Here is an 11,946-nt window from a genome sequence, read left to right on the forward strand (position 1 = left end):
CAAAAGAATCTGACCCGCAAAAAAAAGAGGGGCCTATCAGGCCCCTCTAAAACTATTAAAACAGATATCGATCCTTAATGTGCAAGATCCGGATCGTATTCCAATACATCCTTATGGTCATAAGGCTCCGTCATCAGCTCGTCTATCGACTTGCCTTTTTTGTTAAAGCCAAATCTGTCCAGCATCCTGTCGAAGATCAGGTAGATCACCGGAACCACGATCAGGGTAAGGAATAGCGAACTCACCAGACCGCCGATGATAACCCAGGCCAGACCATTCTTCCATTCCGCACCGGCACCGCTGGCAATCGCGATCGGAAGCATACCAAACACCATCGCAATCGTCGTCATCAGGATCGGGCGCAAACGGGCGTGGTTAGCCAGCACCAAAGCTTCCCGGGTCGATTTCCCTTCCGCCTTCTGCTGATTGGTAAAGTCGACCAGCAAGATCGCGTTCTTCGCTACCAGACCCATCAGCATGATCAAACCAAGAATGGTAAAGATACCCAGGGAGTTGTTCGTCAGCGCCAGTGCAAGCAACGCTCCAATCATCGCCAGCGGCAGCGAGAACATCACCACGAGCGGATATACAAACGAGTCATACAGGGCCACCATGATCAGGTATACCAGGATAATGGCCGATAACAAAGCGATACCCAAGGTACCAAAACCTTCACTTTGGTTTTCCTGATCACCAGCCCAGGTATAACTCACACCCACAGGGGCTTTAAGCTTACCATTTTCCTGGTACTCCTCAAGTTTCGCCTGGAAATCTTCAACGATCGTTCCCGTCGGCCGTCCTATCGACTGCGCCTGTACGGATACCGAGGTCGACTTGTTCAGTCGCTCCAGCTGACTAGGACCTGAACCTTCCGTAATATTGGCAAACTGCGATAATTTCACCTGCGTGCCTTTATCGTTCACAAATACCAGGTTCCGCACGTCATCTATATTCTGGCGGTTAAAGTCCTGGAACTGGATGTTGATATCATATTCGTATTCACCCTTACGGAATTTACCATCTGTATTACCCGCAAAGGCAGTCTGCATCGTAGAACCAACCGTAGAAAGATTAAGGCCTAAGGCCGACATCTTATCGCGGTCTACCTGCACATTAATCTCCGGCGTACCTTTCTCTACCGAAAGCTTAATCTCCGTAGCACCAGGAATAGTTGCCAGAACATCTCTGGCACCCTGGGCATACTTTAACACGCTGTCAAGGTCAGAACCCGTTACCACCAGACTGATAGGCGCGTTTTCCGCGATACCCAAAATACTGATCGGCACAGTTTTTACCTTGGCGCCGACAAGTTCTTTGGCCAGGGCGCGACTCATTTTCGTGGCGAAGATATCAGATGATACCCCTTCACGCTGATCGCGTTCAACGAGGCGCACGTTAATCTCCGACTTATAAGCCGTAGCCTGCGTTCCACCAAAGTCACCGCTGGCCTGTCCTACCGTTGTAATCAACTGCACAATTTCAGGCTGCTTGTCAAGGAAAGCCTCCGCGCGCTGCGTATAAAAGTTGGTCTGCTCCAAAGGCGCATCTTTCGGCAATTCAATCTGCACCAGGAACTCACCTTTATCCGATTTCGGGAAAAACTCCGTACCGATAAATCCGGCACCCAGTAAACCGCATGAACTAAAGAACAGCACAACCACACCCACCAGCGTAATCGCCTTATGGTTCAACGACCAGTTCAGGATACCTGTAACCCAGATCGTAAACTTCTTCAGTTGTTTTTCAAACCAAAGGATAAAGCGGCCAAATGCATTCTTGCCTTCAATATGCTCCAGCTTACCAAATCTTGAGAATAGCAGCGGAACAATCGTAAACGACGCCAGCAAGGAAAGCAGCGTAGCGATAATAACCACCACACAGAACTGGCGCAATACGTTCGACACCAAGCCTGTACTTACGGCGATCGGGAAGAACACCACCACAATTACAAAAGTGATCGATACCACCGTAAAACCGATCTCCCTGGTCGCATCAGAAGCTGCGCGCACTTTATTCTTACCCATCTCCATGTGTCGCTGGATGTTCTCCAGTACCACAATCGCGTCATCCACCAGGATACCCACAACGAGCGATAGTCCAAGCAGCGACATCAGGTTCAGCGTAAAGCCAAACAGGCTGATACCGATAAAGGTTGCGATCAACGAAGCCGGGATCGACACCATGACGATCACCGCGTTCCGCAAACTATGCAGGAAGAAAAGCATCACGAAAGCCACCAACACTACCGCGATGATCAAATCGTGGATAACCGCATCGGCCGATTGCAACGTAAAAATAGAGCTGTCGTTAACGATCTTGATGTCCAGCTTATTTGCCTCATAGTCCTTTTTTAGCTTCTCAATAATGGCATGTACGCCCTTACTCACCTCAACCGCGTTCGCATCACTTTGTTTAATGATCTGGATAGCGATCGACGCTTGTCTGTCGATACGGGCCAGTTTTTCCGTCTCCTTCTTAGAATCCTGAACGTCGGCAACATCACCCAAACGAATCTGAGCACCATCAGGAGTTGTTGTCAACACCAAATTTCTCAGCTCCTCAATGGTCCGGTACTTGCCCGACAAACGGATCAGTACGTCCTGCGACTCTGTCTTAACACTACCCGTAGGGAAGTCCAGGTTAGAGCTCAGCACCATTTGCTGCACCTGCGTTGCCGAAAGGCCATAACCCTGCAGCTTATTCGCATCCAGCGAAACCTGAATCTCACGTTCCGATCCACCCACAAGGTTCACCTGCGCAATACCCGCAACCCTCGAAATTACCGGGGCAATCCGCTGGTCAATCAGGTCATAAAAACTCACATCATCCATATTGGCCGATGCCGTCATCGTAATTACCGGCAAATCGTCCAGTGAGAACTTACTCAGTGAAGGCGTTTTCACATCCTCCGGTAAGTCCGAAAGGATTGCGTTCACCTTCCGCTGCGCATCATTCAGGGAAATATCAATATTAGCTGCGTCAGTCAGCGTAATGGTTACGGTCGACAAGCTCTCGAACGACACAGCGTTAATCTTCTTGATGTTCTCCATCGAAGAAACCGCGTCCTCAATCTTCTTGGTCACCGTGTTTTCCACCTCACTTGGCGAAGCTCCAGGGTAAATCGTCTGTATAGATACAACGTTGTTCGAGAATTTCGGAAGCAACTCGTAACCCAGCGAAAAGTAACTCAAGAGCCCCAGGAGCGTGAGTGCGGTAAACACCACAATCACCAGCGAGGGTCTTTTTATAGAAATATCTGTTATTTTCATCTTATATCTTATTCAATATGGTTTACTTAACGACAGATACCGGAGTACCATCTTTTAAGTTGATCTGACCACTAATAATCACTGTCTCACCCTCATTCAAGCCATCCAGGATTTCCACGTTATCGCCCAGAATACGGCCGCTAACCACTTTCCTCACTTTCGACGTATTGCTTCCTTTATCCAGAACAAACACCTCATTGCTGCTTACACTACCCGCAAATGAAGTCCTTGGCACAAGTATAGTCGGCGCCTGTTTCGGGAACTTAAACACTGCGGTGCCATACATACCAGCCTTTAAAGTGTTCTTGCCTGCATTGTCCACCTCAATCTCAATCGGGAAGTTCAGCGAAGCATCAGCCTTAGGCGCAATAAAGCTTACTCTGCCAGAGAAATTATCATTAGGGAAAACCGACGACTTGATCTCAACCTTGTCGCCCACCTTCAGGTTAGCCACCTGCGACTCGCTCACATTCACCTTCAGCTTCAGTTTCGATACGTCAACCAATTCAAAAAGCTGAGATCCCTGCGAGTTCACAAAAGCACCCACTTCAATGTAGCGCTTGTTTACAATACCATTGATCGGCGATTTAATATTAGCGTCGCTAACCCGGCGCTGCGAAGCCTGCAAACGCAGCTTTGCATTTTGCGTAGCCAAACGGGCCTGATCCAACTGCTGTTGTGTAACACCGCCAGTTTTAAACGAGTTCTCGTACCGGGCCTGATCCCTTAAAGCATTCTGATAAGTAGCTTCAGCAGTTTCTTTATCCGTATTCATGATCTCCGCATCAATACGGGCCAATACCTGACCTCTCGAAACACGATCACCCTCATCAACATAAATTCTGGTCACCCTTCCCGCATTTTCGTTCAGCAGATTTAACTCCTGCTTAGGCGAAAAATTCCCGTTCACACTAAAATCCTGGTCCACCACCGTTTTTTGCACAGGGGCTACCCTAACGGCAACCGCTCCGCCGCCCTGGGCAATGAAAGCCGTTTTCGCTTCGTTCTTCTTCTTGTTGTTCGTCAATACCAGTGCGATACCCACCAGGGCAAGCAGGACAACTACGACTGTTATGATTATTCTTTTCATTGTAAGAGTGATTTAATGTTTCCGTTAGATTTTATTAATTGTATTTCGGCGACCTTATAGTTCAATAAAGCCTGGGTGTAGGCATTCTGTGCTTCAGTAAGCGCATTCTCCGTGTCCAGCAGGTCAGTAAGGCTTGCCAGTCCGTTGTTATAATTGTTTTGTGTGCTTTGATAGATCTCATTTGCAAGCTCGGCATTCTTTCTTTGCGACTCTATCGTGCTAATGCTGTTGCGCAATTCTATCTTGGCATTTTCATAAGCCGTGTTCAAAGCATTAGTTGTTTGTCTGCGGTCCTCGTTCGCTTTTTTGATATCCACATCAGCCTGGCGGATACGTGAGCGGGTAAGGAAGCCATTGAAAACAGGTATTCTCAAGGTTATCCCGATAGATGAAGCATCGAAACCGATCGCTCTTCCGTTCGAGGTAAGATAGTCAAATCTGTTTGCCTGGCTAGAATAGGTGTAGTTGCCAGATAACGAAAGATTAGGATAGTATTCCGAAACATAAGCCTTACGCTGCAAGGCCAGGAGCCTGTCCTGCACATCTAACAATTTCACCTCAGTCCGGTTGTCCAGATTTAGCGTATCGCTCATTTCTGGCAGCGTAACCGATTCGTTCAATTCAGTTCTGGGCAAAGTAATCGCTGTCTCCACAGGCATACCCATCGAGAGTTTCAGCTGAAGTTCCAGTTGCGTAATCGAGTTGATCACCTGTGTGCGTTGTGTTTCAAGGTTCGTGATACTCACCTTGATCCGGTCTACGTCAATCTTCTTGGCCAAACCATTGTTATATTGTGTAGTAATGATGTTTTCCACCACGCGAATGTTCTTAAGGTTTGTGTCTATTACGTTCAGCCTCTGTCTGGCCACAAGCACCTGATAATAATTGTTCGCCACCAGCTCAATCACCTGCTCGTCGGTCAGTTCCGAAGAAAGCCTGTAATACTCCTCACTGGAGCGAGCTGCCTGCAAACCAGTAAATACCTGCTGGTTGAAAAGCTGCTGAGAAAGCTGCACACCTGCGTTTGAGTTCCAGGCTTGTCCCAGGGCAAATGACTGCGTGGCGCCACCGATGTTGGCAACCAATTGTCCGATAATCGGATTATAGGTCAGCCCAGTGGTCGCTGTTATCTGCGGCAAAGCCTGCGCACGAACCTCCTGCGTTTTGTATTTGCCACCATCAATATCCAGCTTAGCCTTGCGGGCGTTCACGTTGTTCTGGACCGCATAGTTCAGCGCCTGTTTCAGCGTCAGCGTTTGCTGCGCCTGCGATGCAACGGCCGACAATACCAAGCCCAGCACCAGCAGCGGGATTGTTCTTATCTGTTTCATTATTGTATTCATATATAGTTAATTAATTAGGGTCTATTTTAATCCTTTAACAAAAATTCCCGACAAGCCCAGCTGCTTGTCCAGCATCAGTTTCATTTCCTTCTTGCTCGGAAACAACTCCTTATTTCCATGCGTAATGCACAGCGAAGTAATTCCCGCCAGACTGTCCAGATACAATTCCGCCACCTTGTCCATATCCGTATCCTCAATCTCACCTTTTTCAGCCGCAGTTTTGAACACTTGTTTATGGAACTGCTGATTTCGTGCCTTCATCTTCATAAAATGCGCCTTCAATTCCTCAGAGTTGAGCGACGAATCCGGACTTGCACCCGACAGATGCAGCATATAATACTTTTGGAAAAAGCGATGCCTCACCTCAATAAATCCGGCTAAGCGCGCTTCAAGCGGCTGCTCCTCGGCAAAACGCTCATTTTCGATGATGTCAAAATAGTCAGAGAAAATTTTGTCAATCACACCCAGCACGAGGCTGTTCTTATCCGGGAAATAATAATACAGTGAAGGCTTAGATACCGAAAGGTCCTCCGCAATCTCATTCATCGTGGTCTTACTGATCCCGTAATGCATGAAACGCTTAATCGCACCCTCAATAATCGCCTCCCTTTTTTTATCCGTCTCTACCATTCTACTTTTTTACTTTTTGACTTTTCGTTTTCAATGGTCAAAGTTAAGGCCAGAAAATTTACCGTTTAAGTGTAGACGCAAAAAAGGGTAGAAATGTTACAGAAGTATGACGGACGAAGCTATTTCTTCTGCAGGCCTGCCATAAAGACGTCAGCAAACAGCCTTTCCTTCAGAAAGATCTGCTTAAAATGATCCTTATCGGGGAACACGTAACGGTGCTTTAAAACGATGTCGAAGTGTATGCCAGTCAGCGCGTTCATAAACACCTCGGTCACCAGTTTAGGATTATCCATGCTCAGTTCGCCGCTCGCGATGCCGCGGTTAAACAGCGAGTTCACCACCATCGCTTCAAAAGCCTTTGCCTTCTCAATCTTTTCAGACAAGCCATTGGGCAGGTCCTGACCAATCACCTGGTTAGACTCAAAAAGCTTATAATATTTCTGAATATACGTCTGCCGCTTTTGCAGCAGTTTAATAATACCTTCCGTAGAAGTTTTCGTTTTATCTATGGATTTGATCAGGTCGCGGCTCATCACCTGCATCAGGTGTTCAATCGTGGTAACGTACAGCGTCAGTTTGTCCGGAAAATAATAATACAAGAGCGCCTTAGAAAATGAAATGTCCTTCGCAATCTCCGTCATTGTGGTTTTCGCCAGCCCGTAGTGGGCAAATCTCTTCAGCGCAGCCTCAATAATCAAAAGCCTTTTCTTGTCCTGATTCTCCATAAATGCTAAAAATAAACAATCTTTATCTAAGTTTGCAGCATGTCATGTAACGTCTTTAGCGCACAATGCCCGTAATTGAAGAAAACAAATCGTTAAAGCCCTATAACACCTTCAGGGTAGATGTACTCGCGAAGCAGTTTACCGAAGTATTTACCGAAGACGACCTGCTATCCCTCTATCAAAGCGGCGCCTTCAGCCAGCCCTATCTTATCCTGGGCGGGGGCAGCAATATGCTTTTCACGAAAGATTTCGACGGACTTGTCATTAAGATCTCCATTCCGGGCATCGATGCGGAAGTCAGCGGCACAGACGTAAAGCTCCAGGCAGGGGCGGGCGTGGTGTGGAACGACCTGGTCAGCTACAGCGTAGCCAGAGGTTACGCCGGCCTGGAAAACCTGAGCCTTATTCCCGGTACCGTTGGCGCCTCGCCCGTACAAAACATAGGTGCCTATGGCGTGGAGCTGAAAGATGTCTTCGAAAACTGCAAAGTATTTAATACGCATACAGGGGAGTTTGAACAGTTTGCGGCGGGCGACTGCCGGTTCGATTACCGGCATAGTATATTTAAAGAGCCCTCCAAAAAAGGAAAATACATCATCACGCAGGTCGGCTTCAGGCTAAGCACCCAGGCAGAAATCAACACCCGCTACGGTGTTATAGAAGAAGAACTCAAAAAGCGGCACATCAGCAATCCCGGAATTGCCGATGTATCCGCAGTCGTATCCTCCATCCGGGTCAGCAAACTTCCAGATCCATCAACCATCGGCAATGCCGGAAGTTTCTTTAAAAATCCTATTGTAAGCCGGGAGACCGCCGATGCACTTACCGACAGGTTCCCCGATGCAGTGCGTTATCCGGTGGCCAATGGCGACGTAAAGCTGGCTGCAGGTTGGCTCATCGAGCAATGCGGTTTTAAAGGGATGGTAGATGGCAACACCGGCACCTGGAAAAACCAGGCCCTGGTGCTCGTAAATCATGGCGGGGCCACTGGTCAGGAAGTGTACACTTTTTCAGAACGCATCATAAAAGAGGTCGATGCCAAATTTAGCGTTAAACTGGAAAGGGAAGTAAATATTTTGTGACATAAGGCTAAATTGCCCGTAACGTCCGAAAATTAATTTGTTAATATCGATTTAAGTTTTTTGGTACACCTATTGTATATGCTTTGGTGTGTAAGATTAGACAAACCTGGTTGATCCCCGGAAAAGAAAACTAGTTTGTTTGCTTTTATAAAACCCTAAAACTTAAAACATTATGACAAAAAATGAATTTAACCTCCAGCTGAACAATCACACAAGTTCTTTGCAGTCATTCGCTTTAAATTTTACTAAAGATATAGAAGATGCAAACGACCTGGTACAAGACACTATGTTGAAAGCGGTAACTTACTACAGTAAGTTTAAGGAGGGTACGAATTTGAAGGGTTGGTTATTTACCATCATGAAAAACACCTTCATCAATAACTATCGCCGACTGGTAAAAACAAATTCACTCATCACACAGTCAGACGATATATCATCAGCCAATCTGCACTACAGCGCAGCACGCAACTCAAGCGAAAGCAAGTTTGTCATTGGCGACATCAATAAGGCACTGGCTACTTTGCAGCCAGAATACTATGTGCCATTCATGAAATACTTCGAAGGATTCAAATATCACGAAATCGCAGAAGAGCTAAACATCCCGATCGGAACAGTAAAAACCAGGATTCACGTAGCACGTCAAATCCTGAAAAAATACCTGAAAACCTATTCGAAAGACATCTTGGGAGCAGAAGTAGCCTAATCAACCTACCTAAGCCTCAAAATAAAAAGGATGCCCGCAGGCATCCTTTTTTCGTTGGTACAAAACCGCGGCTAATTTAGTCTGCCAGCGTACTGACTGTCCGAAACATCCGCTCCGCAAGCAGCGCGCATCGCCACAAACACTTCCATACGCTGGCTAAGCAGGGCGGAGGAGAGCGGTATCCTTTCTATACCTTCCGACCGGCGCGCACCACTAAGCTCGATGCAAGATTTCTCATGCTTTTCAGCGGCCAGTTCGGGAAAGTACACCACCACCATAATCCGGTCATGCATATATTGCCAGTCGAGAACCGGCGTCCAAGTGATGCACAGCCCATCATCCTCCGCTACCACGGTCAGCCCCATCAATCCGGGCACGCTGCCCATGCTCAGTTTAAGCTTAGGATAATCCACTTCAATTTGCGGATACACACCCTTCAGCGCAGCAGGCTTATTCACCGAGATGCCTACATTCTGCGGGTAAAGAGATCTCAGTTTCGCCTCCGCGTCAAAGCCAATCCGTGTGAAAGGCTTCGCCATGCTCAGCACCTCGCAAATCACCTTCATCGCCTGGCGGTTGGCCAGTTGCTTCTCCGTAGGCGGCTTATTGTTCTGGCCAATCATGCGAACCACATTCTTGCCCAGTACCACATAGCTCACCATGTTACCTACCCGGCCCCTTATTGCGCCGAGCAGGTTGTTACGAAACACAGCCATGATCCTATACCACCAAGATACTGCCCACATACACACTCGTGCTCACGAGCTTATTATCAACACTCAGCACCGCAGCATACACCTCCACCTCATCGCCGCTAAAATCAAGCGGCAGAGCCATGTCGTAGGTCAGTCCCGACCGCACAACGCCCGTCGGAGAAACCACAAAGTCCTGCTTCAGCGGATTGTACACAATAAACGTTGCCTTGTCGGTAGGCCCACCCGGCCTCGCCACCTCAATAGCGGCCGACCAGCTAAAGTCGAGCTGCGCTTCCGTTTCTGCTGCTACAGAAAGGCTTGCCAGGGGCGAAAGCTTTCCCTTGCTGAACAAAGCATTGGGGTAGTCTACCGTAAAATTCGGATACACGCCCGTGACCGCATTGTCCAGATTATACTTCACTGCAGCATTCCAGGCCGACATCTTCGGATCCTCATGCTCAAAGCCCAGCTTCAGGAAAGCACTCACATCGCTCATCCAGGAAGAAATTAAACCCATTTTCAGCTGAACAGCCAGCTGTGCCTCCGTCGAGGTCCGGTTTCCCCTATGCGGACGCATAGAAAAAACATTCTTGCCGCGAACCCTGCGGCCCACGTTGTTGCCCGTCCTGCCGATCAAGTCGTAGTACGGGCCACCTGTTAAGTGTCCCATCTCATTAAGTTTTTATGATGGTTTACTACTGCTTTATTCCCACAGCAGGCGCCGCAGAAAATGCCTTACGAAAAGGCGAGAAGATCTAAAAGTCGTTCGAAAAGCGCTTCAATGTCTTACCTTGTACACCAATCTCCCAGATTGCAAGCACTGCCCGCCCCTCATCATCAGCTATAACCTCAATTACCCAATGCCGACGGCCACGCGGACTCTCCACCATCATAATTCCCCCGTCAGCTGGCGGATTTGTAAGCAAGCGCTCAAGTTCAGTGATAGCCTGCTCACCCCAAACAATTTTGGTAAGCCGGAACAAATGTCCGCCGCCACGTCTAAAAACGAGGGACGCAGCATTATTTCTTTTTCTGTAAGCGTACACAGTAAGGCCATTCCGGCCCTCAACATTCAATTTGCCCATAGGAATAATTACGTTTATTTAGTTGTTAACCAAAAATAACACGGGGCATAACGTTAATAGGCGTCAAATGACGGGAAAACAGCGTTTTATGCATTAATGTAATGGCCATTAAGATAATAGCCATTAAGATAATCGTCATTACATTAATCAACACGGTTACCGCCTTTTTTTCCAGATTTCGGGATTCAGGCTCGTGTGGAATACGGCATATATCGTGATTGTCCGAGTCTCTTCATTTATAGAGAAGTGTACAATAAACGGAAATTTTTTAATTAGCAGACAACGCACGTCGTCATATCGAATTGCGTAAATGGATGCAGAGCGTTTGAGGCGATTGATGTGCGCAATAACAACATCTTTAAAGCGAGAGCCTAATCCGTTTGATTGCTCATCATACCATGAAGCGGCCTCTCGGATGTCGTCGAGTGCTTGGGCGTGAATTTTAATTTGGTACATCCGATTAATCGTTCAGCTTCTTGACGGCCTCCTCCCAGTCAATTAAAAGCGACGGTGTCTCTTTAGCAGAATGAACCCTTTTACGGACAAGTTCCTTGTGCTCCAATGGAATAACACTACTGTCGTTCCATATAGCTTCGTTCAGCTTAAGTTTGTCGTTTGGTGATAGCCGTTTTACGGCATCCAATAGCTGTCTTAAAGATAATTCCACTGCGATCATATTCAAATATAACGAATTTCAAATTATTCCAACCCCACATCCATTCTATTCCTATACAACGTACTATCACTAATTTTCAAATACGCCGCCACAAACACATCCATACGCGCACTCTCGGCCGGGAGCAGAAAAGGGTACACCTTATAAAACATCCGCACCCTTTCCGGCACCGGCAAACCCATCATATCCTCCCGAAGCTTCTCCTTGGCAGCATCATACAACATTACCGTACGCTGCGCAAACTCATACATACCCGTAATCAGGTAAACCTTCTTCATGGTAGTTATCCTAACGCGCGACAAGATCGTATCCTTGCCCGCACAAATCGTATACGGCGAAGCCTTCTGCTCCAGAAAGCTCAGGAAAGCCACAATACTATTGCTGCGATAAAAGCGCAGCACATGCCTTACCCCGGCCTCGCATATATACGTTACATACACATAACCCCTGATAATATAATAGGCATACAGCGGAAGATCCCCCTGATGCACCAGCACCTCATGATGCACAGGGTGAATCTCATCCATTTCGCTCCGCAGCAGCGGTTCCAACTGCGGCGGCAGTTCCATATCCGGGTTAATACTGCGTAGCAATTTCATTAGCCTGTCAAAGGCATGAATTATTTTGATCATAAAATATGTCTTATGA

13 protein-coding genes are annotated in these 11,946 nt (G+C 47.4%); 2 read left to right on the plus strand and 11 right to left on the minus strand.

Going from position 1 to position 11,946, the window contains the following annotated elements; genetic code table 11:
* Positions 1–74 precede the first annotated feature (74 nt).
* The 5 genes from J3P40_RS05820 to J3P40_RS05840 form a co-directional block, all read right to left on the minus strand.
* Positions 75–3,269, minus strand: coding sequence for an efflux RND transporter permease subunit (locus tag J3P40_RS05820; protein ID WP_256003734.1), 3,195 nt, complete (start codon positions 3,267–3,269; stop codon positions 75–77).
* A 22-nt stretch (positions 3,270–3,291) separates the two neighbouring features.
* Positions 3,292–4,359, minus strand: a complete 1,068-nt coding sequence (locus J3P40_RS05825; RefSeq protein WP_256003736.1) for an efflux RND transporter periplasmic adaptor subunit — start codon at positions 4,357–4,359, stop codon at positions 3,292–3,294.
* Complete coding sequence (locus J3P40_RS05830) at positions 4,356–5,690, minus strand: TolC family protein (RefSeq protein ID WP_256003738.1); 1,335 nt, start codon at positions 5,688–5,690, stop codon at positions 4,356–4,358. Before J3P40_RS05830 ends, J3P40_RS05825 begins: the two co-directional genes overlap by 4 nt.
* Positions 5,691–5,723: 33 nt before the next feature.
* Positions 5,724–6,332 (minus strand): TetR/AcrR family transcriptional regulator, encoded by a 609-nt coding sequence (locus tag J3P40_RS05835; protein WP_256003739.1) that lies wholly within the window; start codon positions 6,330–6,332, stop codon positions 5,724–5,726.
* Between the two features lie 119 nt (positions 6,333–6,451).
* Positions 6,452–7,057, minus strand: a complete 606-nt coding sequence (locus tag J3P40_RS05840; protein WP_256003741.1) for a TetR/AcrR family transcriptional regulator — start codon at positions 7,055–7,057, stop codon at positions 6,452–6,454.
* A gap of 65 nt (positions 7,058–7,122) precedes the next feature.
* Here J3P40_RS05840 and murB point away from each other — a divergent pair, with 65 nt between their 5' ends.
* Positions 7,123–8,139: a UDP-N-acetylmuramate dehydrogenase gene (murB, locus tag J3P40_RS05845; protein ID WP_256003743.1), complete on the plus strand. Its 1,017-nt coding sequence runs from the start codon at positions 7,123–7,125 to the stop codon at positions 8,137–8,139.
* A 172-nt stretch (positions 8,140–8,311) separates the two neighbouring features.
* Positions 8,312–8,842 carry an RNA polymerase sigma factor gene (locus J3P40_RS05850; protein WP_256003745.1) on the plus strand — a complete coding sequence of 177 codons (531 nt, stop codon included), beginning with the start codon at positions 8,312–8,314 and terminating at the stop codon, positions 8,840–8,842.
* Positions 8,843–8,913: 71 nt separating this feature from the next.
* Here J3P40_RS05850 and J3P40_RS05855 read toward each other — a convergent pair whose 3' ends face one another.
* From J3P40_RS05855 to J3P40_RS05875, 6 genes are all read right to left on the minus strand, one after another.
* On the minus strand, positions 8,914–9,558 hold the full coding sequence (locus J3P40_RS05855) for a DUF6266 family protein (protein WP_256003747.1): 645 nt from the start codon (positions 9,556–9,558) through the stop codon (positions 8,914–8,916).
* Between the two features lie 4 nt (positions 9,559–9,562).
* A complete protein-coding gene (locus J3P40_RS05860; RefSeq protein WP_256003749.1) occupies positions 9,563–10,207 on the minus strand; it encodes a DUF6266 family protein in 645 nt (214 codons plus the stop codon).
* A gap of 85 nt (positions 10,208–10,292) precedes the next feature.
* Positions 10,293–10,622 (minus strand): hypothetical protein, encoded by a 330-nt coding sequence (locus J3P40_RS05865; protein WP_256003752.1) that lies wholly within the window; start codon positions 10,620–10,622, stop codon positions 10,293–10,295.
* Between the two features lie 156 nt (positions 10,623–10,778).
* Positions 10,779–11,078 (minus strand): type II toxin-antitoxin system RelE/ParE family toxin, encoded by a 300-nt coding sequence (locus tag J3P40_RS17805; RefSeq protein ID WP_370687709.1) that lies wholly within the window; start codon positions 11,076–11,078, stop codon positions 10,779–10,781.
* Between the two features lie 4 nt (positions 11,079–11,082).
* Positions 11,083–11,298: a hypothetical protein gene (locus J3P40_RS05870; protein ID WP_256003753.1), complete on the minus strand. Its 216-nt coding sequence runs from the start codon at positions 11,296–11,298 to the stop codon at positions 11,083–11,085.
* Positions 11,299–11,321: 23 nt separating this feature from the next.
* The gene (locus J3P40_RS05875) at positions 11,322–11,930 is read right to left on the minus strand and encodes a Crp/Fnr family transcriptional regulator (protein WP_256003756.1); all 609 of its coding nucleotides are present in this window, start codon (positions 11,928–11,930) and stop codon (positions 11,322–11,324) included.
* Positions 11,931–11,946 lie beyond the last annotated feature (16 nt).

Origin of the sequence: Pedobacter deserti, from assembly GCF_024436415.1 — a bacterium.
Taxonomy (GTDB): Bacteria; Bacteroidota; Bacteroidia; order Sphingobacteriales; family Sphingobacteriaceae; genus Pedobacter; species Pedobacter faecalis.